This window comes from Tropicimonas sp. S265A, from assembly GCF_049800835.1.
Lineage (GTDB): Bacteria > Pseudomonadota > Alphaproteobacteria > Rhodobacterales > Rhodobacteraceae > Dinoroseobacter.
Map to the genome: position 1 here is coordinate 1 of NZ_JBNAFU010000004.1, position 25,007 is coordinate 25,007.

Annotated in this window: 25 protein-coding genes and 2 tRNA genes; 12 read left to right on the forward strand and 15 right to left on the reverse strand. The window is 63.4% G+C overall.

The window, feature by feature from the left end:
* Window positions 1-356: 356 nt before the first annotated feature.
* Complete coding sequence (locus ACP15N_RS11705) at window positions 357-1,649, reverse strand: O-acetylhomoserine aminocarboxypropyltransferase/cysteine synthase family protein (protein ID WP_425092461.1); 1,293 nt, start codon at window positions 1,647-1,649, stop codon at window positions 357-359.
* A gap of 136 nt (window positions 1,650-1,785) precedes the next feature.
* Here ACP15N_RS11705 and ACP15N_RS11710 point away from each other — a divergent pair, with 136 nt between their 5' ends.
* The 3 genes from ACP15N_RS11710 to hisH are packed head-to-tail and all read left to right on the forward strand — an operon-like array spanning window position 1,786 to window position 3,942.
* Window positions 1,786-2,772 (forward strand): DMT family transporter, encoded by a 987-nt coding sequence (locus ACP15N_RS11710; protein ID WP_425092462.1) that lies wholly within the window; start codon window positions 1,786-1,788, stop codon window positions 2,770-2,772.
* On the forward strand, window positions 2,714-3,301 hold the full coding sequence (gene hisB / locus ACP15N_RS11715) for an imidazoleglycerol-phosphate dehydratase HisB (protein WP_425092463.1): 588 nt from the start codon (window positions 2,714-2,716) through the stop codon (window positions 3,299-3,301). The genes ACP15N_RS11710 and hisB overlap by 59 nt, the downstream gene beginning before the upstream one ends.
* Window positions 3,302-3,303: 2 nt before the next feature.
* Entirely contained in the window at window positions 3,304-3,942 is a 639-nt protein-coding gene (gene hisH / locus ACP15N_RS11720; protein WP_425092464.1) for an imidazole glycerol phosphate synthase subunit HisH, read from the forward strand.
* A 248-nt stretch (window positions 3,943-4,190) separates the two neighbouring features.
* Here hisH and ACP15N_RS11725 read toward each other — a convergent pair whose 3' ends face one another.
* Entirely contained in the window at window positions 4,191-4,583 is a 393-nt protein-coding gene (locus tag ACP15N_RS11725; protein ID WP_425092465.1) for a DUF2147 domain-containing protein, read from the reverse strand.
* A 128-nt stretch (window positions 4,584-4,711) separates the two neighbouring features.
* Here ACP15N_RS11725 and hisA point away from each other — a divergent pair, with 128 nt between their 5' ends.
* Complete coding sequence (gene hisA, locus ACP15N_RS11730; RefSeq protein ID WP_425092466.1) at window positions 4,712-5,434, forward strand: 1-(5-phosphoribosyl)-5-[(5-phosphoribosylamino)methylideneamino]imidazole-4-carboxamide isomerase; 723 nt, start codon at window positions 4,712-4,714, stop codon at window positions 5,432-5,434.
* A 21-nt stretch (window positions 5,435-5,455) separates the two neighbouring features.
* On the opposite strand, the gene ACP15N_RS11735 is transcribed toward hisA, so the two are convergent.
* Window positions 5,456-6,562 (reverse strand): THUMP domain-containing class I SAM-dependent RNA methyltransferase, encoded by a 1,107-nt coding sequence (locus ACP15N_RS11735; RefSeq protein ID WP_425092467.1) that lies wholly within the window; start codon window positions 6,560-6,562, stop codon window positions 5,456-5,458.
* Between the two features lie 98 nt (window positions 6,563-6,660).
* On the opposite strand from ACP15N_RS11735, the gene hisF reads away from it, so the two are divergent.
* Together hisF and ACP15N_RS11745 are read left to right on the forward strand one after the other, a co-directional pair.
* A complete protein-coding gene (gene hisF / locus ACP15N_RS11740) occupies window positions 6,661-7,422 on the forward strand; it encodes an imidazole glycerol phosphate synthase subunit HisF (RefSeq protein WP_425092468.1) in 762 nt (253 codons plus the stop codon).
* Window positions 7,419-7,730 (forward strand): phosphoribosyl-ATP diphosphatase, encoded by a 312-nt coding sequence (locus ACP15N_RS11745; protein ID WP_425092469.1) that lies wholly within the window; start codon window positions 7,419-7,421, stop codon window positions 7,728-7,730. The genes hisF and ACP15N_RS11745 overlap by 4 nt, the downstream gene beginning before the upstream one ends.
* Window positions 7,731-7,738: 8 nt before the next feature.
* Here the strand turns inward: ACP15N_RS11745 and ACP15N_RS11750 are convergent, their stop codons facing one another.
* The 4 genes from ACP15N_RS11750 to rlmB all read right to left on the reverse strand — a co-directional run bounded on the left by ACP15N_RS11750 (window position 7,739) and on the right by rlmB (window position 10,196).
* A complete protein-coding gene (locus tag ACP15N_RS11750) occupies window positions 7,739-8,212 on the reverse strand; it encodes a CoA-binding protein (RefSeq protein WP_425092470.1) in 474 nt (157 codons plus the stop codon).
* 295 nt (window positions 8,213-8,507) lie between these two features.
* On the reverse strand, window positions 8,508-8,963 hold the full coding sequence (locus ACP15N_RS11755) for a YHS domain-containing (seleno)protein (protein ID WP_425092471.1): 456 nt from the start codon (window positions 8,961-8,963) through the stop codon (window positions 8,508-8,510).
* 89 nt (window positions 8,964-9,052) lie between these two features.
* Window positions 9,053-9,361 carry a hypothetical protein gene (locus ACP15N_RS11760; protein WP_425092472.1) on the reverse strand — a complete coding sequence of 103 codons (309 nt, stop codon included), beginning with the start codon at window positions 9,359-9,361 and terminating at the stop codon, window positions 9,053-9,055.
* A gap of 46 nt (window positions 9,362-9,407) precedes the next feature.
* A complete protein-coding gene (gene rlmB, locus ACP15N_RS11765) occupies window positions 9,408-10,196 on the reverse strand; it encodes a 23S rRNA (guanosine(2251)-2'-O)-methyltransferase RlmB (protein ID WP_425092473.1) in 789 nt (262 codons plus the stop codon).
* A 139-nt stretch (window positions 10,197-10,335) separates the two neighbouring features.
* On the opposite strand from rlmB, the gene ACP15N_RS11770 reads away from it, so the two are divergent.
* Window positions 10,336-10,419: transfer RNA gene (locus ACP15N_RS11770), tRNA-Tyr, on the forward strand.
* A gap of 77 nt (window positions 10,420-10,496) precedes the next feature.
* On the opposite strand, the gene ACP15N_RS11775 is transcribed toward ACP15N_RS11770, so the two are convergent.
* From ACP15N_RS11775 to ACP15N_RS11785, 3 genes are read right to left on the reverse strand one after another with little or no spacing between them, the layout of a single operon-like run.
* Window positions 10,497-11,051 carry a hypothetical protein gene (locus ACP15N_RS11775; protein ID WP_425092474.1) on the reverse strand — a complete coding sequence of 185 codons (555 nt, stop codon included), beginning with the start codon at window positions 11,049-11,051 and terminating at the stop codon, window positions 10,497-10,499.
* Between the two features lie 41 nt (window positions 11,052-11,092).
* Window positions 11,093-11,692: a HupE/UreJ family protein gene (locus tag ACP15N_RS11780; protein WP_425092475.1), complete on the reverse strand. Its 600-nt coding sequence runs from the start codon at window positions 11,690-11,692 to the stop codon at window positions 11,093-11,095.
* A gap of 47 nt (window positions 11,693-11,739) precedes the next feature.
* On the reverse strand, window positions 11,740-12,150 hold the full coding sequence (locus tag ACP15N_RS11785; protein ID WP_425092476.1) for a hypothetical protein: 411 nt from the start codon (window positions 12,148-12,150) through the stop codon (window positions 11,740-11,742).
* Between the two features lie 79 nt (window positions 12,151-12,229).
* Here ACP15N_RS11785 and ACP15N_RS11790 point away from each other — a divergent pair, with 79 nt between their 5' ends.
* Window positions 12,230-13,237, forward strand: coding sequence for a hypothetical protein (locus ACP15N_RS11790; RefSeq protein ID WP_425092477.1), 1,008 nt, complete (start codon window positions 12,230-12,232; stop codon window positions 13,235-13,237).
* 53 nt (window positions 13,238-13,290) lie between these two features.
* On the opposite strand, the gene ACP15N_RS11795 is transcribed toward ACP15N_RS11790, so the two are convergent.
* A tRNA-Gly gene (locus ACP15N_RS11795) sits at window positions 13,291-13,365 on the reverse strand.
* Window positions 13,366-13,570: 205 nt separating this feature from the next.
* On the opposite strand from ACP15N_RS11795, the gene ACP15N_RS11800 reads away from it, so the two are divergent.
* Window positions 13,571-13,858: a hypothetical protein gene (locus ACP15N_RS11800; RefSeq protein ID WP_425092478.1), complete on the forward strand. Its 288-nt coding sequence runs from the start codon at window positions 13,571-13,573 to the stop codon at window positions 13,856-13,858.
* A gap of 135 nt (window positions 13,859-13,993) precedes the next feature.
* On the opposite strand, the gene ACP15N_RS11805 is transcribed toward ACP15N_RS11800, so the two are convergent.
* From ACP15N_RS11805 to ACP15N_RS11815, 3 genes are all read right to left on the reverse strand, one after another.
* Window positions 13,994-17,434, reverse strand: a complete 3,441-nt coding sequence (locus ACP15N_RS11805) for a pyruvate carboxylase (protein ID WP_425092479.1) — start codon at window positions 17,432-17,434, stop codon at window positions 13,994-13,996.
* A 54-nt stretch (window positions 17,435-17,488) separates the two neighbouring features.
* Window positions 17,489-18,667, reverse strand: a complete 1,179-nt coding sequence (locus ACP15N_RS11810; protein ID WP_425092480.1) for an alpha-hydroxy acid oxidase — start codon at window positions 18,665-18,667, stop codon at window positions 17,489-17,491.
* A 62-nt stretch (window positions 18,668-18,729) separates the two neighbouring features.
* Window positions 18,730-19,833 (reverse strand): heme-binding protein, encoded by a 1,104-nt coding sequence (locus tag ACP15N_RS11815; protein ID WP_425092481.1) that lies wholly within the window; start codon window positions 19,831-19,833, stop codon window positions 18,730-18,732.
* Between the two features lie 240 nt (window positions 19,834-20,073).
* Here ACP15N_RS11815 and ACP15N_RS11820 point away from each other — a divergent pair, with 240 nt between their 5' ends.
* The 3 genes from ACP15N_RS11820 to ACP15N_RS11830 all read left to right on the forward strand — a co-directional run bounded on the left by ACP15N_RS11820 (window position 20,074) and on the right by ACP15N_RS11830 (window position 23,835).
* Complete coding sequence (locus ACP15N_RS11820; protein WP_425092482.1) at window positions 20,074-22,536, forward strand: ATP-dependent helicase; 2,463 nt, start codon at window positions 20,074-20,076, stop codon at window positions 22,534-22,536.
* Window positions 22,537-22,627: 91 nt separating this feature from the next.
* Window positions 22,628-22,753 carry an entericidin gene (locus tag ACP15N_RS11825; RefSeq protein WP_425092483.1) on the forward strand — a complete coding sequence of 42 codons (126 nt, stop codon included), beginning with the start codon at window positions 22,628-22,630 and terminating at the stop codon, window positions 22,751-22,753.
* A gap of 95 nt (window positions 22,754-22,848) precedes the next feature.
* A complete protein-coding gene (locus ACP15N_RS11830) occupies window positions 22,849-23,835 on the forward strand; it encodes a mechanosensitive ion channel domain-containing protein (RefSeq protein ID WP_425092484.1) in 987 nt (328 codons plus the stop codon).
* Between the two features lie 206 nt (window positions 23,836-24,041).
* On the opposite strand, the gene ACP15N_RS11835 is transcribed toward ACP15N_RS11830, so the two are convergent.
* Window positions 24,042-24,896: an SDR family oxidoreductase gene (locus ACP15N_RS11835; RefSeq protein WP_425092485.1), complete on the reverse strand. Its 855-nt coding sequence runs from the start codon at window positions 24,894-24,896 to the stop codon at window positions 24,042-24,044.
* Between the last annotated feature and the right edge of the window lie 111 nt (window positions 24,897-25,007).

Here is a 25,007-nt window from a genome sequence, read left to right on the forward strand (position 1 = left end):
TGAACCCGGCAGAGTACTCGGTCGGCGAGATCCTGGCCCTGAAGGCACAGCGCGACAACGCCAACGACTAAGGCGTACCGCCAAATCCCTAAGGCTTCGCTAACCCCCGCCCGGCGAGGCCTTGATCCCCCCGCGCAGGTCCCCTCCCTGCCTGCGCGGGCCCCACACCGACCCACCCGACACCACGGCTCTCAGACCCCCGGACAACCCCCTGACAAAAAGAGAGACCCAAAAGGTGCGTCGCGGACGGCTGGCCCAGATGGTCAAAAACCAAAGGGCCGGCCGTTTTTCTTTTTGTAAAAAAATGAAAAAGCAGGGCCAAAGCCCTGCCTTTCGCAATTCAAAGACCAGTAAAATCAGGCGGTTGCCTTTGCCAGCCCCTGATCCAGATCCGCAATCAAATCGTCTGCATCCTCGATCCCGATGGACACACGCACGACGTTCGGTGCGGCCCCGGCGGCCTCCTGCTGCTCGGCGGTCAACTGTCGGTGCGTGGTCGAGGCCGAGTGGATGATCAGCGACCGCGTGTCGCCGAGGTTGGCCACGTGGCTGAACACCTCCAGACTGTCGACGAGTTTTACACACGCCTCGTATCCGCCCTTCACCGCGAAGGTGAAGAGCGCGCCGGCACCACGCGGACAGACCGTTGCCACGCGCCCGAAATAGGGCGAGCTTTCCAGCCCGGCATAGGTCACGTAGTCGACGCGGGGATCGGCCTCCAGCCACTTGGCGACCTTCACGGCGTTCTCGATATGCCGCTCCATGCGCAGGCTCAGTGTCTCGATCCCCATAAGCGTGTAATGCGCGCCCTGCGGGTTCATCGTCATGCCCAGATCCCGCAGACCCACAGCGATGGAGTGGAAAGTAAAGGCAAGCGGACCGAACGTTTCCGCGAATTTCAAGCCATGATAGGCGGGTTCGGGCGCGGACATGGAGGGGAACTTGTCTGACGCGGTCCAGTCGAATTTGCCTGAATCGACCACGCAGCCGCCTGTCACGGTGCCGTTGCCGGTCAGGTATTTGGTCGTCGAATGCACCACCAGCGTTGCGCCATGCTCGATCGGGCGGCACAGATACGGGGTGGCGGATGTGTTGTCGATGATCAGCGGCAATCCGGCGGCATCGGCGACATCAGCCACCGCGCGCACGTCCATGATATACCCGCCGGGGTTGGCAATCGCCTCGCCGAAAATCGCGCGGGTGTCGTCGTCAATCGCGGCCTTGACCGCGTCCAGATCGTCGAAATCCACGAACTTTGCCGACCAACCGAACCGCTTGATCGTTTGGCTGAACTGCGTGACCGTCCCGCCGTAAAGCCGGGTGGAGGCGATGATGTTGCACCCTGGCTGCATCAGTGGAAAGAGCGCCATGATCTGAGCCGCGTGCCCGGAGGAGCAGCATACCGCACCGACGCCGCCTTCAAGTGTCGCGATGCGTTCCTGCAGAACAGCGACCGTCGGGTTGGTCAGGCGTGAATAGATATAACCGACTTCCTGAAGGTTGAACAAAGCCGCTGCATGCTCGGCGTCGCGGAACACGAATGCTGTAGACTGATAGATCGGTGTCTGCCGGGCGCCTGTCGCCGGATCGGGCCGCGCGCCCGCGTGGATCTGCAATGTGTCGAAGCCGTAGCTGGGGGTGTCGGACATGGGTGCTCCCTCCCTGAAATCGAAATTGCGCGGACCATGCCGGGTTTCGTCAGGATGGGCAATGCTACGGATAACGATCTGCTGACGGTTTGCTAGGATACTCGCCAAAGTGATTTGATGACTTTTGGATTTCCAGATGCTGCGTTTTGCGTGCTTTTTCGCGCCCGTTTTGGTGGCGCCGTTCTTGTGGGCCGCGAATTTCATCGCCGCCCGGGCCGTGCACGAGGTCAGTGATCCGCTTTGGCTGAACAGCGCCCGATGGGATGCTGCGGCGCTTGTTCTGTTGCCGGTGCTGTGGCGCGACAGGCGCAACGTCGCCAACGCGTTACGTACACATTTCGCCACTCTGGTCGTGTTGGCACTCTTGGGCGTCGTCGGCTCGAACACGCTGATCTACTACGGTCTGGAACATGCAAGCGCCACCCAGGTCGGTGTCGTCTACGGGTTCACACCCTTTTTGATCCTTCTGATGTCCCGGGTGTCGGGCGGGGCGCGGCTGGATGCGCGTCAGAGCTGGGCCGGTGTGATTGCATTCAGCGGCGTCTGCTTCATTCTGACGGGCGGGGAAATGGCGGTGTTGCAGCAGGAGGCGACCACTGGCGCGATGTTCGTTCTTGCCGGCGGCGCGCTTTGGGCGGGGTATTCGGTTCGTCTGCATCGCGCGCGCCTGACCCTTGCACCGATGACGCTCGTGGCCGTGCTGGCGACGCTTGGCGCGCTGATCATGTTGCCGCTTATGTGGGTTCGGCCCGCGCCTGCGGCCGAGGCGATGGTGCCTGTGCTTTCGGTCGTGGCGTTTCTTGGCATCGCCGGATCGGCCCTGGCGTTCTGGGCCTGGGGCGTTGCGGTGGCCCGGGTCGGTGCGTGCCGGACCGGCATCGGGTTGCAGATGATCCCTGTCTTCGGAGCGCTCATGGCCTGGGGCATTCTGGGAGAGGTGCCCACCCTCGCGCATCTGATCGGCATTGTCCTTGTGGTCACAGGTCTGTTCCTTGCCTGCCAGCCCACACTTGGCACCGCACGTCCTGCGTGCTTAAAGGCCATTGAAACAACAGGACAGATCGATGCGTTCCGCGACCATTACCCGAAAGACCGCCGAGACGGATATTTCGGTCGAGCTTAACCTCGACGGCACAGGGGCTTACGACAACCAGACCGGCGTCGGGTTCTTCGATCACATGCTGGATCAGCTCAGCCGTCATGCGCTGATCGACATGACCGCGCGGTGCACGGGCGATCTGCATATCGATGATCACCACACAGTGGAGGATGTCGGCATCGCGCTGGGACAGGCCCTGACACAGGCGATGGGCGACAAGCGCGGGATCGTGCGCTACGGCGCGTGCCTGTTGCCCATGGATGACGCGCTGGTGCGCGCGGCGCTGGATCTGTCGGGTCGGCCCTATCTTGTGTGGTCGGTCGACATGCCTACGGGCAAGATCGGTACATTCGACACCGAACTCGTGCGCGAGTTCTTCCAGGCTTTCTCGACCCACGGCGGGATCACCCTGCACGTTGAAAAGCTGGCGGGCCTGAACAGCCACCATATTGCCGAGGCTGCATTCAAGGCCGTGGCGCGCAGTCTGCGCGATGCGCTGGAAACCGATCCGCGCAAGGCGGATGCTGTCCCCTCGACCAAGGGGATGCTTTAGGCGTGCTGACGGCACTGGTCGATTACGACAGCGGCAACCTTCATTCCGCGCAGAAGGCGTTTGAACGCATGGCTGTGGATGTCGGTGGCGGCGACATCGTCGTCACCTCCGACCCGGAGGTTGTGGCGAAGGCTGACCGTGTCGTGCTGCCAGGAGACGGCGCGTTTCCGGCCTGCCGGGACGGACTCTTGTCGTTCAACGGCCTGTTCGAGGCGATCGAGGAGGCCGTGGTCACCAAGGCACGCCCGTTCATGGGCATTTGTGTCGGCATGCAGATGATGGCCCGCGTGGGCCGTGAATATCGCTCCACGCCTGGCTTCAACTGGATCGACGGAGAGGTTATTCGTATCTCTCCCGCCGACCCGACGCTGAAAGTGCCGCATATGGGGTGGAACGATCTGGTCATTGACCGCCCCCATCCGGTGCTGGACGGGATGCGCACGGGAGATCATGCCTATTTCGTCCATTCCTATCAGATGGCGGTGGCTGATCCCGCGATGTTGATTGCGCATGTGGCCTATGGTGGCCCTGTCACGGCAATTGTCGGACGGGACACGATGATCGGTGCGCAGTTCCATCCCGAGAAAAGCCAGGCAGCGGGCCTGCGTATGATTGCCAACTTCCTGACCTGGTGCCCCTGAGCAGCGCCGCGACGTTTGCGGAGGGCAGGAGTGCAGGTATTTTTGCACAAAAGAAACACGACAACGCGCCGTTAACCTTAACAGGTAAAAACTGGCGACGCGGTACAGGCTGAGGAGCCGATGACCGTCACAGAAGAAGCCGCGCCCTTGATCTGCGAAAATGGGTCGGGGGCGCGCACTTTCCGCTTCTTTTGTGTGCAAGTACCTCGGGGTGAATGGCCCCGCAGGGGCCAGAGGGGCAGAGCCCCTTACTTTACCCGAACCCACGTGTTGCTGCGGCAGATCGGTCCGACGCAGCCCGAAACCTTCAGGGTGTCTCCGTCCAGTTGCATTTTCGACCGGTACGTCTTGTCTGCGCCAGGGTCCCAGATCCGGCCCTTGTTCCATTTGTTCTCAGCTTGCTTGGCCATGCCCGAGACAATGTCCTTGCCGGTGTTCGGACTGTCGATCGGGGTTCCGGACGATGTGAAGGACCGGACCAGCTTGCCGCAGGTCAGCCCGCCGCAATCGTAAAACTCCACATGGCCGACATTTCCATCATCGTTCGGAGCCGTCTGAAAGACGCCGCGAACGTCCGCCTCAACCGTGCCGGTTGAAAGCAGCAATACGGCGAGCGCCGCTGAAAGTCCGGGTTTGATCATCGTTTCCTCCCACGAGCTAGCGATCGGCTGACCAAAACCCGGCCCGAGGACCTGTGGCAAGTGTGACGTTGCGGCCCTTTGCCCGCACCGTTAGACAGGCGCGCAAATACTCAGCCAGAGGCCCGCCGATGATCCTGTACCCTGCAATAGACCTCAAGGATGGACAGGCCGTGCGCCTCTACAAGGGCGATATGGATCAGGCGACTGTTTTCAGTGACAGCCCCGCCGCGCAGGCCCGTGCCTTTCAGGACGCAGGGTGCGAGTGGCTGCATCTGGTCGACCTCAACGGCGCCTTTGCGGGCCAGCCGGTGAACGCCGCGGCAGTGGACGCCATTCTGGCGGAGACGTCTGTACCTGCGCAGTTGGGGGGCGGTATCCGGGAGATGGCCACGATCGAGATGTGGCTCACCAAGGGCATCGCGCGGATCATTCTGGGCACCGTCGCGGTCGAAGATCCCGATCTTGTCCGCGCGGCTGCCAAAGCGTTTCCGGGGCAGGTGGCGGTCGGCCTCGATGCGCGCAACGGGCGCGTTGCGACACGCGGCTGGGCGGAAGACACGGATGTGATGGTCACCGATCTGGCGAAATCGTTCGAGGATGCAGGGGTCTCAGCCATCATCTATACGGATATCGACCGAGACGGTGCGATGCAGGGCCCCAATGTGGACGCGACCGCCGCGTTGGCTCAGGCGACCTCAATCCCCGTGATTGCAAGCGGCGGGGTCAGCTCGCTTGAGGATCTGCGGGCGCTGAAGGCTACGGGTGCGCCCTTGAATGGCGCGATCTCCGGGCGCGCTTTGTATGACGGGGCAATCGATCTGGCGGAGGCACTCGCGGTTCTGAAAAGCTGAAGCGGCGGCGGAGCCGGGGGCTCAGTGACTTGTTTGCCAAAGCTGAACGGTCAGCCCGCCATGGGCAATCCTCGGGCCGGCTGCGAGCGGCAATCCGGTCGCTCTGGCCAGACCCGCATCCGAGGTGATGATCCCGACCCGCCAATCTGCAAATCGCTCCCGCAGGACCTGACCCAACGCGCCGTACAGACCGAATAGCAGCTTCTTGTTGCCGATCCGTGCGCCGTAGGGCGGGTTGACCATCACCAGACCGGGCCCATCAACAGGCGGGATGAGGCCCGAGACGGGCTGGCAGGTGAATTGGCAGAGCGTATCCACACCAGCACGGGCCGCGTTCTGACGCGCGCCCTGAATGGCCCCCTGATCCCGGTCATAGCCATAAAGCCGCGTCGATCCGAGGGCTGGGTCGGCCGACCCCCTCAGCGCCTGCCAAGCGTTTGGCTCGAATTGTGTGAACCGCTCGAACGCAAAGTTGCGCGCGCGCCCGGGATGCACTCCGGCAGCCACCGCCGCCCCCTCCAGCAGGATCGTGCCAGACCCGCACATCGGGTCCACCAGGGGCATCTGGCCGTCATACCCGGCTTGCCGCAGGAACAGCGCCGCCATGGTTTCGCGCAGCGGGGCCTTGCCGACGAATTCCTTCAATCCGCGCCGGTGCAGCGGCGCGCCGGACGTATCGAGGCTCAGAGTGACCAGATCATCCTCGATGCGGGTCACAAGGCGCACGGCATCCCGCGCTTCGCCCGTGGCAGGGATCAACCCGGCTTGCCCGGCCGCTTTGGCCACGCGCTGGGCGGCGGCTCGGTCGTGGTAGATTTTCGACTTCCGGCAACTTGCCTCGATCCGAACAGGCGTACCGGGGGGCAGCCATGCCCCCCAGTCAACCTTGCGCGCGCGCTTGTCGAGTTGCGCCAGGTGAAAGGCCCGGAACGCGGTAATCCGGACCAGAACGCGCCCAGCCCCGGACAACACCAGGTTTGCCCGCATCATCTCCGCGAAATCCCCGCGCGTTTCGACGCCGCCCGGCGTGACGCTCGGGGTGTCAAACCCTGCCGCGCGGGCTTCGTCGGCCAAGGCGTCTTCGAGGCCCGGCTGGGCAGCTAGAAAAAGAGGAAAGCTCTCGGTCATCGCGCCGTTCTAGACCGCGTCGGCGGCGTTGGCGAGGGGCAGGCTTGTCGGCGCCTGCACTGCCGCGTAAACACCCCTGAACCCGTTTCGGAGCCAGCATGCTGAAAACCCGTGTCATTCCCTGCCTCGACGTGGCCGATGGGCGCGTGGTCAAGGGCGTCAATTTCGTTGATCTCGTTGATGCGGGTGATCCGGTGGAATCCGCAAAGGCTTATGATGCCGCCGGGGCGGATGAGCTTTGTTTTCTGGACATTCACGCCACCCACGAGAATCGTGGCACGATGTATGACCTGGCCACCCGCACGGCGGAGCAGTGTTTCATGCCGCTGACCATCGGTGGGGGCGTGCGCACGACGGACGATGTGAGAAACCTGCTGCTGGCCGGGGCGGACAAGGTCAGCTTTAACTCCGCAGCCGTGGCCGATCCGGACGTGATCGCGCGCGCAGCGGACAAATTCGGCAGCCAGTGCATCGTCTGTGCTATCGACGCCAAAACCGTCAGCCCCGGCAAGTGGGAGATTTTCACCCATGGCGGGCGCAAACCCACCGGCATCGACGCGGTGGAGTTCGCCAAAACGGTAGTTGAAAAGGGTGCAGGTGAGATCCTTCTGACCTCCATGGATCGGGACGGCACCAAGCAAGGGTTCAACCTGCCGCTGACACGCGCCATTTCCGATGCGGTGGACGTACCGGTGATCGCAAGCGGCGGGGTCGGCACGCTGGACCACCTGGTCGAAGGGGTGACCGAAGGCGGGGCAAGCGCGGTGCTCGCGGCCTCCATCTTCCACTTCGGGGAGTTCACCATCCGCGAGGCCAAGGACCATATGGCCGCCGCCGGTATCCCGGTGAGGCTGTCATGAGCGATGTTCTGATCCGCCTTGCTGCAACCATTGCGGCGCGCAAAGGTGCAGACCCCGAAACCTCGTGGACGGCCAAGCTGCTTTCCAAGGGGCCGGAGAAAGCCGCCGAAAAGTTTGGCGAAGAGGCGGTCGAGGCAATCATCGCCGCAGCAAAAGACGACAAGGCCAATCTGACCTACGAGGCGGCGGATGTGCTCTATCATCTGCTGGTCATGCTGGCTGCGCGCGATGTTGATCTGGCGGATGTTCTGGCCGAGCTTGAACGTCGTGAGGGCACCTCTGGCGTGGCTGAGAAAGCCCGCCGCTGATCCACGCCTTACAGCTTTGAGCTGATCACCCCGGTGGCAAAACCGCCCATCCGCAATTCCCCGAACAGACGCTGGTACTCGATCTTGGGGCAGCGGTTCTCGATCACCTCGATCCCGGCAGCGCGCGCCTTTGCGGATGCCTCGGCATGGTGCACGCCGATTTGCAGCCAGATCACCTTGAGTCCGGGCAGCGACGCGAGGGCCTCGTCGACGATCCCCGGTACGGCCTCTGACCGCCGGAAAACGTCGAGCATGTCGACGGTGGTGTCGAGTTCCGACAGACTGCTGCGCACGGTTTCTCCGAACAGTGTCTTGCCCGCATGGCCCGGATTGACCGGGAGGACGCGCTTGCCTTTCAGGCTCAGGTAGCGCGCCACATAGTAGGATGGCCGCACCGGGTTCATCGACACGCCAAGGCACGCGATCGTTCGGGTCTCCGTGAGGATCCGGCGCAGGTCGTCATCTGTCGGGTGCACTGCCATGCGGGCAGCCTAGCGAGCCCGTGCCGTTCGGGAAAGGCTTGCGTGCCCCCTGACCGCCCATGTCGCGCGGTGGCGCACGCCCTGATTCCGCGTGAATTCGTGGCCAGAAACAAAAAAAGCGCCCGAGCCAAGGGCCGGGCGCATCAGTGACGGAACGAGGGACAGTGAAGCGCGGTCAGGAGTTCCGAGCCCGACCGCTCTAGAGTCGACATAGGTGCGGTGGCGAAAAAATGAAGGCCCCACACACGACTCTGTGATTTCCTGCCCGCCACCACCGGCGGCAGTGTCAAGATGCTCAATTCAGGACAGCAGGCCAATTTCCATCGCCCCGCGCGATGTTGCCGGGAATGTCCCGTTCCCAGCGGCGCTGAATGCGGCGCGAGAAGTTGAGATACAGCTTTCCATCCACGATCTTCCAGGCCTCGGGTACGGTCGAGGCGGTATAACCCTCGGCCACGGCCCAGGCGCAGTAGCCGCCGTATTGCGGTGCAAAGGCTTCCGGATCAGCCGCGAATGCCGCGCGGTTCGCATCCGACGAAAACAGCCATTCCGCACCATTCCAGCGATGGGTATGGGCCTGTGTGCCGCGGACGGGCGCGCCTTGTTTGAAGTAGGCCACCGGGTCGTACCCACGGATCGCCTGTCCCCCGTTTGCAAAAACGGGTGGTTCGGCGGCCAGTGCAGGCCCGGCAAAGGGAGCGGCCACAACGGCAAGGCCGACGCCTTGCAGGAAATTCCGTTTGGAAATCATCAGATGTCTCCTTGCGCTTGCATCTGCTTCGACAGGTGGCGCTGCCGATACAGCGGCGCAACACATCTGACGCGCATGTGAGACGGGTGTCAGTCGAAAATGTCTTCGATGAGGTCCGCAGCCTCGCCAAGAGCCTTTTGCCACAAGGGCTTCCGCCGTTTCTTGCGCCGCTTGTAGCCGGATCGGTCGTCGTGATCGAAACGCTGTTTTTTCGGCGCGTGCGGCGTGGAACGTTGCAGTTTCTTATGCCCCGGTTCGCGTGTCTTGAGCCATTTCAACTCATGAATGGGCGCCCCGCAGGACGAACAGGCCAGTTCATGCCCGTCGCGTGCGGTCGGCACCAGCATGCTGCGGGCCCCACAATAGGAACACGTGGCGATCTTGGTTCTGTCTGGCATCAATCACATCCTCTTTGCCCCGATATAGGCAGCGCTTGGGCGAATGTCAGCCGCCGGTCTGGGCCGCGAACAGCGAAACAGCTGCCGCGTTGGACACGTTCAGTGACCCGAATGCGCGGGCATAGGGGATGCGGGCCAGCACATCGCAGGTCTCGCGTGTCTTTTCGCGCAGGCCCGGGCCTTCGGCGCCAAGAACCAGTGCCACAGGGCGGTCGCCGGCACGGGCAAGGGCGGGGGCGATCTCGGTCTCGGCCTCGCCATCCAGCCCGATGAGGAAAAAGCCCATATCCCGCAACTCCTCCATCGTGCGGGCGAGATTGTTGACCCGCAGATAGGGCTGCCGCTCCAGCGCGCCCGAAGCCGTCTTGGCCAGCGCGCCGGTTTCCGGTGCCGCATGACGGGCGGTGGCAATGACGGCTGTTGCGCCGAATACCTCAGCCGAGCGAAGGATCGCGCCGACATTGTGGGGGTCTGTCACCCGGTCGAGGCACAGGACCAGCGGGCGCGTCGTCCCGTCCCCGGGTGCCACCTGCGCGACCGGGCCCCAGTCCAGCGCCTTGACCTCCAGCGCGGCCCCCTGATGCACCGATCCCGGGTCGAGCGGGGCGGGAAACTTTCGCGGATCAGCCATCTCGGGGTCCATGCCAGAGGTGGTGATGGCATCCGCCAACTTGTCGGCGGCGTTTTTGGTCACGACCAGCCGCAGTTTTTCCCGCGCGGGGTTCATCAGCGCGTCCCGGACCGCGTGCAACCCGAAGAGCCACACGGTCTGGGCCGCCGCTGCGCGACGCGCACGTTCCTTTTCGATGACCCATGTTGGTTTCCTGGCGGGCATTCGCGTTTCTCCGCTTGTCGGTCAGGGGCCCGGCATACGGCGTGACCGCGCCCCGGTCAATCAGGCGCCAGGTCGCTGATAGAGCGTTCGGATTTTGCGGTTGACGCCCCAGCACGGTCTGAGTAATCACGCCTCTGTTGGGCGACAGGCCGCAAGGTGTGGCAGGGGACTGTAACTCCCTCGCGGAGACGCACGCCTGGTTCGATTCCAGGGTCGCCCACCACTTTCCAAGAACGCCGCCGGTCACGTGATCGCAATTCGCCGCAAAAGGGCGCAACCGATGCCGTGGGCGGCACCCTGTCACTCCGGGACAAACTCCATGAGCGTCATGAGAAGGGAAACCGCTGCAATCCAGGCGGCGGCGACCCGGAATGCAACGGGCACCCAGTCGACCGTGTACCTGTCCTGAACGAAACGGGTGAAGGCAAAGATGTAAAGCAGGCCGATGCAGGCGCCGACCACCGCGCCAAGGGATGTTACGATCCTGTCCATTGGCGGGCCGGGGTCCGCAAGGGAAAGTAGCCCGATCGAGGCGCCGCCGAGCGCTGCGAGGCAACTGGCAAGGCTCAACCCGCGCCCGGGGGCAAGCGCCGCCATCGCCGCCGCGACAAGAGCGGTGGCGAACATGGCGGTCGCTGCCGGCGTCAGGTACGCGCCACACGCCACACCCCCGAGGACAGCTGTCATATAAAGGCCCACCGGCCAGCGGGCCTCGGCCGGTCTGAAACCGCCTGCCATCAGGCCGACCGCCAGCAGGACAAGCGCCTGCGCAGGTGTCGAGACCGGGTGAAGCAGCCCTGAATAGAAACCCTCGATCCCTTCGATCGGGCTGTGCGCGGCCGCCGGAAAGGGCACGGCTGCACCGCACGCCCCGGCCCGCCACCGCGTCCGCATGGTCAGGCGAGGCCGGTCAGAAACGCCACGCCCGCAAGTGAGATCACGCCGCCTGCGCCGCGAATGACTATCCGGCCTTGGGGCCACTTGGCCAGCAGGCCGAATGCTATACCGACCAGGTGCAGCAGCCCGGTGGATATCACGAAGCCCACGATGTATCCGAAGGCATTCACCGACCCCGGCAATTCGGTTCCATGGGCATATCCGTGAAAGATCGCGAAGGCTCCCACCAGCAGGGCCGCCACCCAGAGCGGAGGTTTGGTCGCCAATGCGATCATCAGCCCGAGAACAACGGCGGAAAGTGCAATGCCCGTTTCGATGGCCGGAACAGGGAGCCCGAGCATGCCGAGGCCTGCGCCCAACGCCATCACGAGGGGGAAGATGATCGGCAGAAGCCAGATCGCCGGCGCCCCAAGGAATGCGCCCCATAATCCCACGGCAACCATGGCAGCGACGTGATCCCACCCCAGGATCGGATGCGTCAGGCCGCTCACGAACCCTCCGCCGTAACCATCTTCGGCATGGGCCAGGGACGGCTCGGCCAGAAGACCTGCGCCGATCGTCAAAACCGCCACAAAAACCATGATCCGATAAAATGTCATAAGCCCTCCGCCCCCTTTGGCCTCATGCTGCAAAACGTACCCCGCGCCTAGCGCAACTCCACCTGGGCGCGGTTGAAACTGGCCTCGGTCGTGCTGCCATCACTGTAGACGAGTGTCACCGACACGGTTTCCACACTCCCTGCCGGAAACGACACGTACGGTTGGTGCGCACTGTCCTGAAACGCGTTGGGGGACGGCGCATCGGTGTAGCACGGCTCCATCGGTTTCACGGCCTCTGCCGCGCCGTTCACGCTGTAGCGGATTTCCCGCAGTCCGCAGCGCCAGCTTTCGACCTGCGTGAAATAGACCAGGTCCTGCCCCTGCCAGTTCCGCACGGCAATCCAGCTGCCCTGCGTTGCCGTCAGGATCGGTTTGACCTCGTCCACGGTTGTGAAGGTCTGGGCGGTTGCCATTCCGGGGATCAGGCACAGCAGGATGAGGGCAGGGCGCACGCGCATCGGGTATCCTCTGGGTCAGGCGGCTTGATACGCCGCGATTTCCTGCCATAGTCGCGGAAAACACGGGCCAAATCCACCCATGTCGTCCTCCCCTCCCGCCCCCTCGGACCCCACCGTTTGCGCAGTCGTTCAGAACGGACGCCTGACCTACGAGGCGGTGATCTTCTGCGCATCCTTTCGCGCGGCCAACCCGGACTACGCGGGCCGTCTGATCCTGCTGGAACCCGCGCCCGGGCCGCTCTGGCCCGATGATCCGACCGTACAGGACCCCGACGCCCGTTTCCTGCTTGAAACCGAATTCGGGGCAGAGATTGTCCCGTTCACGGCGGAGCTGTTCGGCGCGCGCTATCCCAACGGCAACAAGATCGAAGCACTTTCGGCCTTGCCCGCAGACACCCCGTTCGTGTTCTTTGACACCGATACGCTGCACCTGGGGCCGCTTGGCGATGTGCCCTTCGATTTTGCCCGTCCCAGCGCCTCGATGAAACGTACGGGGACCTGGCCGAAGCCGAGCCTTTACGGCCCGGGTCACACGGAGATCTGGAAATCGCTTTACGACCGGTTCGACCTGGATTTCGAGACCTCGCTCGACCTGCGGTTTCCCGAAGGCTACTGGGAACGCTACCTCTACTTCAACGCAGGGTGGTTCTACGGGGCCTGTCCGCAGGCGTTCGGCGCACGATTTCGCGAAATTGCGGGGACGATCGACAAGGACCCGCCGGCGGAGTTGGTCGGACAGTCCTTTGATCCGTGGCTGGACCAGATCGCGCTGCCGCTGGTGATCCACAGCCTCGGCGGCGGGCGGGACCCGTCCTGTGCGGGCCTGCTGGACGGGCGCATCACCTGCCATTACCGCCTGTTGCCGCTGCTTTACGCGCGTGAGGCGGACGAGGTCGTCGAGACGCTGGAGCGCGTCGTGGCGCCCAACCGCATCAAGAAAGTGCTGAAGGGCTCCGAGGCTGCCAAACGCATGATCTATCAAGGCAAGGGCGCGAAAGCGCGTGCGTTGTTCGATCGAGACAACCTGCCCGTGAAAGAAGCTGCCATCCGAAACCGGCTGAAACGCGAAAAGCTCTGGCTGCGCTAGGCGCGCGCCACACCCCCGAAGGGGACTGACCTGTCACGCTTTTCTAAGAAAGTTGGAGCGGGCGAGGCGATTCGAACGCCCGACCCTAACCTTGGCAAGGTTATGCTCTACCCCTGAGCTACGCCCGCATCCTTTGGGTGAGCGTGATGTAACGACCCCGCCCCAGTGCTGCAAGGGAAAAACGACTGTCCCGACCAGTTTTTTTGACCGGGCCCCGACGGCACAAGAGCACCTCCAAATCCGGCGATTCAGGAAACCGGACCGGATGTGCTACAGTCGCAGTCCTCTGTTTCAGAGGCATAAAAACACTCAATTCAAATAAGGGGGGACGGCATGTTTGCACGTGTCACGAAATTCAAGATGAAGGCGGATGCAGTGACTGCTGCAGTGGCGAAGATGGAAGAGCTGAAGCCGCAAATCATGGCGCTCGACGGCTTGCATCAGTTCATCAACGTCATGCAATCGGATGGCTCCGGCTACATCATCTCGGTGGTCGAGAGCGAAGAGAAATCAAATGCCAACGCCTCGCACGTGGCAGCCCTTTGGGGGCAGATGGCCGAGTTCCTCGAAGGCCCGCCAGAGCCGGTCGGCCACAACGTCATGGCGAACTGGACGACGTAACCCCTCCCTAATCGCGGGGTCAGGGGGTGTGCTCCCTTGCTCCGCACCTCGCTGGCCGAAGGGCTGTGTGTTGCGCGCCCGAGCAGGGTGTGCGATGTCCGTCGCTTGCGCGCGCACACCACATCCCGCCTCGGATCACGACAACTCGACCAGCAGATCCTTTGCGTCGATCTGAGCCGCGGGCGCAACATGGACGGCCTTTACGACCGCGTCCCGTTCGGCATGGATGCCGGTTTCCATCTTCATGGCCTCGATGGTCAGCAGAAGATCGCCTTCCTTGACCTTCGCGCCCGGTTGCACCGCGACGGAGGCGACAACCCCCGGCATCGGCGCCCCGATATGGTCCGGGTTGCCCAGTTCCGCCTTGGGCCGTGCCTGGACCGCCCCCTTGGCCTTGCGGTCGGCGATTCGGATCACGCGGGGCTGGCCGTTCAGTTCGAAGAAGACCTTCGCCTCGCCGTCCTCGTTGGTCTCCGAAATCGCCTGGCACCGAATTTCGAGCGTTTTGCCGGGGTCGATCTCGGCCGAAATTTCGTCCCCCGGCTCCATCCCGTAAAAGAACGTGCGCGTGGGCAGGGTCCGGACTGGCCCGTATTCCGCATGTCGGGTCAGGTAGTCGGTGACGACCTTGGGATACATCAGGTACCCGTTCAGATCTTCGTCATCGATCTCCACCCCGTCGAATTTGCCCGCAAGTTCCGCGCGCATTGCCTCCAGATCGGTGGGGGGCAGATGCTTGCCCGGGCGTTCGGTGTCGGGCTTTTCGCCTTTCAGAACCTTGTCGATGATGTTTGCAGGGAACCCGCCGGGGGGTTGGCCCAGATTGCCACGCATCATGTCGACGACAGAGTCGGGGAAGGACAGATCGCGCTCCGGGTCTTCGACCTCGGCGCGGGTCAGACCCTGGCTCACCATCAGCAGCGCCATGTCGCCCACCACCTTGGAGGACGGCGTGACCTTCACGATATCGCCGAACATCTGGTTCACATCCGCATAGGTCTGCGCAACCTCATGCCAGCGCTCCTCCAGCCCCAGGCTGCGCGCCTGCGCCTTGAGGTTGGTGAACTGGCCGCCCGGCATCTCGTGCAGATACACCTCGGAGCTTGGGGCCTGCTGCCCGGTCTCGAACGCCGCGTATTCGGATCGCACCGCTTCCCAGTAATCCGAGATCTCGCGGATCGACTTGATGTCGAGGCCCGTGTCCCGGTCGGTGTTGCGCAGCGCTTCGACCACCGACCCCAACGTCGCCTGAGAGGTGTTGCCCGACAGCGCGTCCATCGCGCAGTCCACCGCGTCCACGCCTGCGTCCGCTGCCGCGAGGATCGTGGCACAGGCGACACCGGCTGTGTCGTGGGTGTGGAAGTGAATGGGCAGGCCCACCTCTTCCTTCAGGGCCTTGATCAGCAACCGGGCAGAGGCAGGCTTGAGCAGCCCCGCCATGTCCTTCAGGCCCAGCACGTGCGCGCCGGCGTCCTTCAACTCCTTGCCCATCGCCACGTAGTAGTTCAGGTCGTATTTCGCCCGCGCGGGGTCGAGGATGTCACCGGTGTAGCAGATCGTGCCCTCGCAGACCTTGTTGGCCTCGATGACCGCGTCCATCGCCACGCGCATGTTCTCCACCCAGTTGAGGCTGTCGAACACGCGGAACACGTCGACGCCTGAGGCCGCCGCCTGCCGTGTGAACTCCTGCACAACGTTGTCGGGGTAGTTGGTATAGCCGACCCCGTTGGAGCCGCGCAGCAGCATCTGCGTCATCACATTGGGCAGGCCCGCGCGAATGTCGCGCAGCCGCTGCCACGGGCATTCCTGCAGAAACCGGTAGGCCACGTCGAACGTCGCCCCGCCCCAGCATTCGACCGAGAAGAGACCGGGCAGATTCGCCGCGTAACTCGGGGCGACCCGGATCATGTCGATCGACCGCATCCGCGTAGCCAACAGCGACTGGTGCCCGTCGCGCATCGTGGTGTCGGTGATCAGCAGGTGCTTTTGCGCCGCCATCCAGTCGGCCACGGCCTGCGGGCCCTTTTCGTCCAGAAGCTGCCGTGTGCCGGGCGCAGGGGCAGCCTTGGGCGCGGGGGCTTTCAGCGGGCGGGCCTGCGCCGGGGGCAGGGGGCGGCCTTCGGTTTCGGGGTGCCCGTTGACCGAGATATCGGCGATATAGCGCAGGATGCGCGTGGCCCGGTCGCGTCGTTTCGGAAACTCGAACAGCTCCGGCGTCTCATCGATGAATTTCGTGGTGTACTGGTTGTTCAGGAAGGTCGGGTGCTTCAGCAGGTTCTCGACAAACGCGATATTCGTGCTGACACCCCGGATCCGGAACTCGCGCAGGGCGCGGTCCATCCGGGCAATCGCGGCTTCCGGCGTCGGGGCCCAGGCGGTCACCTTCTCCAGAAGGCTGTCATAGTAGCGCGTGATCACAGCCCCGGAATAGGCCGTGCCCCCGTCCAGACGGATGCCCATGCCGGTCGCGCCGCGATAGGCGGTGATCCGGCCATAGTCCGGGATGAAATTGTTGCGCGGGTCCTCTGTCGTGACCCGGCACTGGATCGCATGGCCGCTCAGTTGAACGTCGTACTGGCTGGCGACACCCGTGGCCTCGGTCAGGCTCTTGCCCTCGGCGATCAGGATCTGGGCGCGCACGATGTCGATGCCCGTGACTTCCTCGGTCACGGTGTGCTCGACCTGCACGCGGGGGTTCACCTCGATGAAGTAGAACTCGCCCGACTCCATATCCATCAGGAACTCGACCGTGCCCGCGCATTCGTAGTTCACATGGGCGCAGATCTTGCGCCCCAATTCACATATCCGCTCACGCTGGGCGCTGCTCAGATACGGCGCGGGCGCGCGCTCCACGACCTTCTGGTTGCGCCGCTGGACCGAACAATCGCGTTCCCAGAGGTGATAGATATTGCCCATCGTATCGCCGAGGATCTGAACCTCCACATGGCGGGCGCGGGTGATCATCTTTTCCAGATACCCCTCGCCATTGCCGAAGGCCGCTTCGGCCTCCCGACGGCCCTCGCGGACTTTCTCTGGCAGCTCGTCGGCGTTGAAGATCGGGCGCATGCCGCGCCCGCCCCCGCCCCAGGACGCTTTCAGCATCAGCGGATAGCCGACCGTCTCTGCCTCCGCCTTGATCGCGTCCATGTCGTCGCCCAGCACCTCGGTCGCCGGGATCACCGGCACGCCGGCCTCAATCGCCACCCTCCGCGCACTTGCCTTGTCCCCCAGCGCGCGCATGGTCTCGGCCTTGGGACCAATGAAGGTGATGCCGTTGGCAGCACAGGCATCCACGAAATCGGGGTTCTCCGACAAAAGACCGTACCCCGGGTGGATCGCGTCCGCGCCGCTTTCCTTGGCCACGCGAATGATCTCGTCGATGGACAGGTATGCCGCAACAGGTCCCATGCCCTCGCCGATCAGATACGCCTCATCGGCCTTGAACCGGTGCAGGCTCAGCTTGTCCTCGGTGGCGTAGACAGCCACGGTTTTCTTGCCCAGTTCATTGGCCGCGCGCATGACGCGGATGGCAATCTCGCCGCGGTTGGCGATCAGGATCTTGGTGAACTCAGTCATCGGTTGGGCCTCTTCGTCGGGGGTGGCAGCGGCACGTGTATACCGTGGTAAACTTTATTGTCCATAGGGCGGATCAGCCATCGGAAACAGCGCACCCGGGCTTGCCAGCTTGTCGCGCAGACCCTTGAAGTTTGGCAAACCCATCTGCCCGAGGTTAGAGGCCATGTCGTCGCGCAGAAGCTCGATCACGTGCGCCCCGCCGCGCGCGCCAAGGGCGGCGACCGCATAGTAGAACGCCCGCCCCAGCATGGCGAAATCTGCCCCCAGAGCCAGCGCGCGCAGGATGTCGAGCCCGCCACGCACGCCGCTGTCAAAGATCAGGGGGGTGTCGGGCACGGCGGCGCGGACTTCCGGCAGAACCTCGATCGCGGCCCGCGCGCCGTCGAACTGGCGTCCCGAATGGTTCGACACCCAGATCGCATCGACCCCGGCGGCCACCAGCGGACAGGCATCCGCCGGGTCCATCACGCCCTTGACGATCAGCGGCCCGGACCATTCGGACCGCAACGCATGCAGATAGTCCCAATCGGGCGCGCCGCGAATGATGTAGCCGGGATGCGCAAGGCTGCCCTTTGCGCTTTTTTCCTCGACATAGCTCTCGACCAGCCGCAGCCGTGGCGTGCCGTTTTGCAGTGTCCCAAGCGCCCAGGCCGGGCGCCGCGCGATCTGGCTCAGGATGCGCGGGGTCAGGCGCGGGGGCAGGGTGATCCCCGCCTTGCGCTGACGCTCGCGGCGCGAGGGCGCGGGCAGGTCGACCGTGACCACGCAGGTGCGAAACCCCGAGGACCACGCGCGCCGCAGGATGTCGCGGCGGATCTCGGGATCTGAAGGCGAGTAAAGCTGAAACCAGCCCATATCGCCCGCAATCGGCCCGATCTCTTCGGGCAGACGGGTCGCGACGGTGGACAGGCAAAAGGGCAGCCGGGCATCGCGCGCCGCCCGCGCGAGGTGCTGTTCCGCGCCGGGCCAGATCAGACCAGCCATCCCGACCGGGGCCACGCCGAACGGCGCGTCGTAATCAACGCCCAGAAACCGTGTCTCCAACTGGACCGCCTGCGGGCCTTTCAGGATGGCGGGACGGAACCTGACCTGTTCCAACCCCGCCAGATTGCGGGCATGGCACGTCTCTGCCCCTGTGGCGCTGTCGAGGTACTCCCAAACGAAATGCGGAACGCGCCGCCGCGCCTTGCGGCGCAGGTCTTCGACGGTGGGATAGCGGTCCTGCAGATCCATGCCTCGATAATGGCAACAACCCCGCCGAAGAAAAGGGCTAAACCGCCCCGCATTTCCGGAGTTTAGCCCATTGGCATGGATCGTGCTGCCGGGGCTGGCTCGGGCAGCGGACCTTCATAAGCCATCATGTTGATCGAGACATGGGGCCAGCGGATCAACCCCGGCACCCCATCGAGCCGCTGGAAGAAATCCAGAAACACCAGTTGTGAATAGGCCAGAACCCGCTGCGGTCCGCCATTGGCATGCTCGCTGTCCAGCGTCATGATCCAGAAGATCGAGCGCATCTCCGACGCATCCGCCTGCCGTTTGACAAAGGGCACGTTGACGATGTTGCCGGTGGCGTACTTCGTGTCGAACACCAACTCGGTCGTGTGCACGACATTGTCCGGCATCCCGAACTCCAGCAGGAAGTTCGGCAAGGCCACGTCGAACCCCGGAAAGGGACCGTTGCGCAGGAACGCATTCTCGCCCGAGAACGCCGCATAGGGGCCGAGATACCCCTGTTCGGGCAATTCAGGCGGCTGGCCCGGGGGCAGGCCGAAGATGCCGGGCACGCCGGGAATGCCAATCGGCAGGCCGCTGATCGCCGGAATACGCGGCGGCCCGTCAAACTCCCGCGCATGGCCCATGGACATGACCGAGTTGCCGTGTGGAATCGTGCCCAGCCGCGCCACCGTCAGATCGCCATCCTGATGCGACTGCACCTCGTTGGTGATGAAGAGGAAAAACCCCGGCTCGTGGTGAATGGGCAAGCCCGGATCACCCGCCAGATCGGGGCCATTGTCGGCGCTTTTGGGGGCGTCGTCCGCCGCGATCTGCGCGATCCCCTGCTCGTAGTCGATCGCCATGATCGTCTGATCAGTGTCCTGCGCCGCGGCGCGATCGATCCCTCGGTTCGGCACCGATCCATCGAGGTTCATGAACTTCAGCGTCTCGTTGTACTGGTTGACCAAGACCCGAAAATCGAATGGTGTGCCGTTCTCGCCCTCGAACGGCAGCGCGATCAGGTTCCAACCGCGCCCGGTGAAATCGCCGGAATTGGCTGTGGGCGTGTTCGACCAGATGCCCGGCAGGTGCTTGAGCGGGCCCAGTGCATCGAGGCCTGGGGTCGCCGGTTTGAAATATCGGGGGCCCGCAAAGGGCGATGATCTATGAGCTGATGTCATTTGGGATCCTCCTAAAATACCTTGCACACGGCCGCGCAGACCGAAAAAAGCACGTAAAAATATATATTTGGCACAAAAATAAGCGTGGCCGATGGCGGGGAGTATAGCGCAGCGCGTCGCTTTTTTCATCTGCCCTTCGCGATGTGCCCATCAAATGAGCGGTTCTTGGAGCATAGAAAGGCCGGAACAGACTGCGAACATCACTTCCCCTGCGCCCTGCCGAGCGCTATGTTCTTACCCATGAGCAGTTTTGATGACTCCGACGCGTTCGAGGCCGGCGCGGCCCTCTCCCTGTCCCAGCGCGCCATGGCACAGCGACCCGCGCCTTACATGGATGGGTTGAACCCGGCCCAACGCGCCGCTGTCGAAGCGCTTGAAGGCCCGGTTCTGATGCTGGCGGGCGCGGGCACGGGCAAGACTCGCGCGCTGACGGCCCGGATTGCGCATCTGCTCAGCACCGGCACCGCGCGTCCCAACGAAATCCTCGCCGTGACCTTCACCAACAAGGCCGCGCGCGAGATGAAGGACCGCGTCGCGCGGATGATGAACCAGCCGGTCGAAGGCATGCCGTGGCTCGGCACCTTCCATGCGATCTGCGTAAAACTGCTGCGCCGACATGCAGAACTGGTCACCGGACCGGGCGATCTGTACCTGAAGTCGAACTTCACCATTCTGGACACGGACGACCAGATTCGCCTGATGAAACAGGTGATCGCTGCGGCGGGTATCGATGAGAAACGCTGGCCCGCGCGCCAGCTGGCCCACATCATCGACGGCTGGAAAAACCGCGCCATCGGACCCGACAAGGTGCCGGTTGAGGATGCGGGTGCCTTCAACTCCAAAGGTCCCGCGCTTTACGCCGCCTATCAGCAGCGCCTTCTGGAACTGAACGCGGTCGATTTTGGCGATCTGCTTTTGCATGTCATTGGCATCTTCCAGCGCCACGAAGACGTGCTCGCCCAATACCGCCGCTGGTTCCGCTATATCCTTGTGGACGAATACCAGGACACCAACGTCGCGCAGTACCTGTGGCTGCGGCTTCTGGCCGGGGGGCACAACAACATCTGCTGCGTCGGCGATGACGACCAGTCCATCTATGGCTGGCGCGGGGCCGAGGTTGGCAACATCCTGCGGTTTGAGAAGGATTTTCCCGGCGCGCAGGTCATCCGGCTGGAGCAGAACTACCGCTCCACCGCGCACATCCTTGCTGCCGCGTCCGGCGTGATCGACGCCAACGAGGGGCGCTTGGGCAAGACCCTCTGGACGGATGCTGAGGGCGGCGAAAAGGTGCGCCTGATCGGCCATTGGGACGGGGAGGAAGAAGCCCGCTGGATCGGCGAAGAGATTGAGGCGATGCAGGGCGGCACACGGGGTCTCGACCCCTATGGCCTTGAAAAAATGGCCATACTTGTGCGCGCTTCCCACCAGATGCGCGCGTTCGAGGATCGGTTCCTGACCATCGGTCTGCCCTACCGCGTCATTGGCGGCCCGCGCTTTTACGAGCGGATGGAGATCCGCGATGCCATGGCCTATTTCCGCGTGGTCACCTCCCCCGACGACGACCTGGCCTTTGAGCGGATCGTCAACACCCCGAAACGCGGGCTGGGTGAGAAGGCGCAACAAAAAATCCAGGCCATGGCCCGCAGCAACGGCGTGTCGCTCTGCGACGGCGCGCGCCTTCTGCTCGACGCCAAGGGTCTGACTGGCAAAGGCGCGAAGGAGCTTGGCCTGCTCCTCGACGGGATCGCGCGCTGGCGTCGTATGGCCGCCCCCAAGGCAGCCCCTGTGGCCGATGATGCCGTGATCGACGATGGGGAGGTGTCGCTCTTTGACACCGCGCGGCCCGAGATGTCCCATGTGGAAGTGGCGCAGATCATCCTCGACGAGTCCGGCTATACGACCCACTGGCAAAACGACAAGACGCCCGAGGCCCCGGGACGGCTGGAAAACCTCAAGGAACTCGTCAAGGCCCTTGAAGGGTTCGACAACCTGCAAGGTTTTCTCGAACACGTCTCTATGGTGATGGACAACGCCTCCGACGCGGACGAGCCCAAGGTCTCCATCATGACGCTCCACGCCGCCAAGGGTCTTGAGTTCCCGGTCGTCTTCCTGCCGGGGTGGGAAGACGGCCTGTTCCCGTCCCAACGCTCCATGGATGAAAGCGGCCTCAAGGGGTTGGAGGAGGAACGCCGCCTCGCCTATGTCGGCATCACCCGTGCGGAGGAGGTGTGCACGATATCCTTCGCAGGCAACCGTCAGGTGTTCGGGCAATGGCAAAGCCAGATGCCCTCGCGCTTCATTGATGAACTGCCCGAGGATCACGTCGATGTCCTCACCCCCCCGGGTCTTTATGGTGGGGCGTTCGGGGCGGCGGCGCCTGCTGGGATGATGCGCGGCTCGGACCTGGAGGATCGTGCGGCTTCGGCCAATGTCTACAACTCGCCCGGTTGGCGGCGGATGCAGGCCAACGCAGGCGCGCGCGGCACCGCGCAGCCGCGCGAGGCCAAGAACATGGTGATCGACGCCACCGCCCTGCCAGCCTTCGGGCCGGGCGACCGGGTGTTTCACAAGAAGTTCGGCTACGGGGCCGTCACGGCGGTCGAAGGCGACAAGCTGGAGATCGCGTTTGACAAGGCGGGCGTCAAAAAACTTGTCGCCAGTTTCGTGGTCGCGGCTGAGAAAGCGGACGACGTGCCGTTCTGAGGCGCAGCGCGCCCTTTCCCGCCTGATGGAACTTTTGGGTCCCGGGTCGGTTATCCGTCTGTTCTACACGCGCAACAGACGGAGATTTCAGATGGTACGCGCCGCAATGATTTGTACCTTTCTTGCCTTGGCAGCCTGCGAAACCACGGAAGGCTTGGGCCATGACGTTTCCAACCTCGGAGATGAAATCTCGCAAGAGGCCCGCGCCGCCCAGTGACGCGGCTGCACTTGCCGAAGCTTACGGCGATCCTACGGCCCCGACCCTCTGCGTCGGGGCTTTCTAGAATACGTTTGGAAGAACAGGTTTGATCAATGGAAGAGCTTGAAACCGCAGCGGAAACGGTCTCCGAGGCCGTCGGAACCGTCGCCGACACCACAGGATCATGGGTGTCAGGCGTGGCTTCAACGGAAATCTACAATGGCAAGTCCCTGTCAGACTTCCTGACATTCGAAGCGCTCCTGATGTTGGCGGGCAATGTCCTTGCTGCTGCGGTGATCATCCTGCTTGGGTTCATTGTTTCAGGGTTCCTGAGCCGCCGGATTCAGCGCCTTTCGGAAAACCACGAGAGCCTCGACAACACGCTGTTCGGCTTTCTTGCCAATATCGCGCGCTACACGGTCCTTGCCTTCACGGCTCTCTTCGTCCTGAACACTTTCGGCGTGCAGACAACGTCTGTCGTCGCGGTGATAGGTGCCGCCGGCCTGGCCATTGGCCTTGCCCTTCAAGGTACGTTGTCAAACGTCGCCGCCGGGGTGATGATTATCCTCTTCCGACCGCTGAAGAACGGCGATTTCGTCGAGGTCAACGATGTCGTCGGTACGGTCAAGGACATCACTCTGAACTATACCGAAATCGCGGATCTGGGGAACGTGAAGGTGGTGGTGCCGAATTCCGAGGTCTGGGGCAACACGATCCGCAATTTCTCAGTGTACCCCAAACGCCGTGCGGAATGGACGTTTGGGGTCGGGTACGGAGTAAACCTTGGCGATGCAGAGCGGGTTATCCGTGATACGATCATGGCAGACCCGCGCTCACTTTCTGAGCCGGAGCCATTCATACAGGTCAACAATCTCGGTTCCAGCAGCGTCGATTTCCTGGTGCGGGTCTGGGTCAACTCGGATGCGTACTTTCAGTATCAGGCAGATATGAAGCGCAAGGTGAAAGAGGCGCTGGACGATGCCGACCTGGATATTCCCTTTCCGACGCGCACGCTCGTCCACCAGACCCCGGCTGTGCGTGTCATGGCGCCAAAGCGGGCCGGAGATACGCACGAAGCCGCCGCAGAAGACGCAGCCTAGAGCGCAAACACCAGCCCCGCGGCGAGCGTCTGGGCCACGCCGAGACCCAGAAAGGTCAGGCTCAGGCGGACAAGAATGGCAGGGGTTGAAGCGGCTTTCGGAAGACGGTGCATGGCAATGGTCCTTTTGGGTGCGGGGGCCGGTTCGTTGGAAGTGCTGGCGGTCGGGGCGTGTGCGTCGCGGACGACCGCCAGCGCTGGGGTGGATCAGCGGGTCAGATAGCCCCCGTTGATCCAGACAGTCTGGCCGTTCACCCATTGGGAGCCGGGATCAGCCAGGAACGCGAGGATCGGCACGATATCTTCGACCTCCCCAAGGCGTTGTTCGGTGGACAGGCGCGCAGCGAAGGCCGCCGATTGCTCGGTCTCCTGCCCATGAAAGAAGGGCGTGTTGACCGGGCCGGGGGCAATCGTGTTGACCGTGATCCGGCGCGGCCCCAATTCCTTGGCGAGCATGCGGGTGTATTCCTCCACCGGGGCCTTGGTGCCCGAATAGATCGTGTAGCCCGGCGCGGCCCCGGCCTTGAGCGAGGTGCCGGTGTTGATGATCCGCCCGCCATCGCGCATCCGGATCGCCGCCTCGCGCATCGAATAAAACAGCGCGCGGTTGTTGACGGCATCCAGCCGCTCGAACTCGGCATCGGTGAATTCGGCCATCGGTTTCTTGATGATCGCACCGGCATTGTTCACCACGATGTCGATCCCGCCAAAGCTCTGCTCTGCCGCATCATACATCGCGCGGACGTTCTGAACGTCACTCAGATCGCCCGAGGTCAGGACGGCACGCGCGCCATGGGCTTCGATCTGGCGGGCGGTTTCCTGCGCCTGGTCACGGGTTGCCTCCCGGTGGTAATGCACCACCACATCTGCGCCCATCTCCCCCAGCTTCACGGCAAAGGCGCGGCCCAGATTGTTGCGCGCACCCGAGACGAGCGCGGCCTTGCCCGCCAGTGGTTTGGTGATCGCGGCCTGTGCGCTGGCCTGTGTGGCAGCGCCCGCAACGCCTGCGGCCCCAAGGCCAAGGATCGCCGCGCGGCGCGAGATGTCGAAAGTGTCGGTCATGGCAGTCTCTCCTGTTCGATGTGCAGTGGTTCGTGTCTTGCGATGATCCAGAGTTAGGCGATGCGTTCAGTCTACAGCAGAGGTGCAGTTGACAACTTGCTGTAGACAAAT

Coding starts and splice junctions, on each gene's coding strand:
- ACP15N_RS11705 (WP_425092461.1), bottom strand. CDS start 1,649: ATGTCCGACACCCCCAGCTACGGCTTCGACACATTGCAGATCCACGCG.
- ACP15N_RS11710 (WP_425092462.1), top strand. CDS start 1,786: ATGCTGCGTTTTGCGTGCTTTTTCGCGCCCGTTTTGGTGGCGCCGTTC.
- hisB (WP_425092463.1), top strand. CDS start 2,714: ATGCGTTCCGCGACCATTACCCGAAAGACCGCCGAGACGGATATTTCG.
- ACP15N_RS11725 (WP_425092465.1), bottom strand. CDS start 4,583: ATGATCAAACCCGGACTTTCAGCGGCGCTCGCCGTATTGCTGCTTTCA.
- hisA (WP_425092466.1), top strand. CDS start 4,712: ATGATCCTGTACCCTGCAATAGACCTCAAGGATGGACAGGCCGTGCGC.
- ACP15N_RS11735 (WP_425092467.1), bottom strand. CDS start 6,562: ATGACCGAGAGCTTTCCTCTTTTTCTAGCTGCCCAGCCGGGCCTCGAA.
- hisF (WP_425092468.1), top strand. CDS start 6,661: ATGCTGAAAACCCGTGTCATTCCCTGCCTCGACGTGGCCGATGGGCGC.
- ACP15N_RS11745 (WP_425092469.1), top strand. CDS start 7,419: ATGAGCGATGTTCTGATCCGCCTTGCTGCAACCATTGCGGCGCGCAAA.
- ACP15N_RS11750 (WP_425092470.1), bottom strand. CDS start 8,212: ATGGCAGTGCACCCGACAGATGACGACCTGCGCCGGATCCTCACGGAG.
- ACP15N_RS11755 (WP_425092471.1), bottom strand. CDS start 8,963: ATGATTTCCAAACGGAATTTCCTGCAAGGCGTCGGCCTTGCCGTTGTG.
- ACP15N_RS11760 (WP_425092472.1), bottom strand. CDS start 9,361: ATGCCAGACAGAACCAAGATCGCCACGTGTTCCTATTGTGGGGCCCGC.
- rlmB (WP_425092473.1), bottom strand. CDS start 10,196: ATGCCCGCCAGGAAACCAACATGGGTCATCGAAAAGGAACGTGCGCGT.
- ACP15N_RS11780 (WP_425092475.1), bottom strand. CDS start 11,692: ATGACATTTTATCGGATCATGGTTTTTGTGGCGGTTTTGACGATCGGC.
- ACP15N_RS11785 (WP_425092476.1), bottom strand. CDS start 12,150: ATGCGCGTGCGCCCTGCCCTCATCCTGCTGTGCCTGATCCCCGGAATG.
- ACP15N_RS11790 (WP_425092477.1), top strand. CDS start 12,230: ATGTCGTCCTCCCCTCCCGCCCCCTCGGACCCCACCGTTTGCGCAGTC.
- ACP15N_RS11800 (WP_425092478.1), top strand. CDS start 13,571: ATGTTTGCACGTGTCACGAAATTCAAGATGAAGGCGGATGCAGTGACT.
- ACP15N_RS11805 (WP_425092479.1), bottom strand. CDS start 17,434: ATGACTGAGTTCACCAAGATCCTGATCGCCAACCGCGGCGAGATTGCC.
- ACP15N_RS11810 (WP_425092480.1), bottom strand. CDS start 18,667: ATGGATCTGCAGGACCGCTATCCCACCGTCGAAGACCTGCGCCGCAAG.
- ACP15N_RS11815 (WP_425092481.1), bottom strand. CDS start 19,833: ATGACATCAGCTCATAGATCATCGCCCTTTGCGGGCCCCCGATATTTC.
- ACP15N_RS11820 (WP_425092482.1), top strand. CDS start 20,074: ATGAGCAGTTTTGATGACTCCGACGCGTTCGAGGCCGGCGCGGCCCTC.
- ACP15N_RS11825 (WP_425092483.1), top strand. CDS start 22,628: ATGGTACGCGCCGCAATGATTTGTACCTTTCTTGCCTTGGCAGCCTGC.
- ACP15N_RS11830 (WP_425092484.1), top strand. CDS start 22,849: ATGGAAGAGCTTGAAACCGCAGCGGAAACGGTCTCCGAGGCCGTCGGA.
- ACP15N_RS11835 (WP_425092485.1), bottom strand. CDS start 24,896: ATGACCGACACTTTCGACATCTCGCGCCGCGCGGCGATCCTTGGCCTT.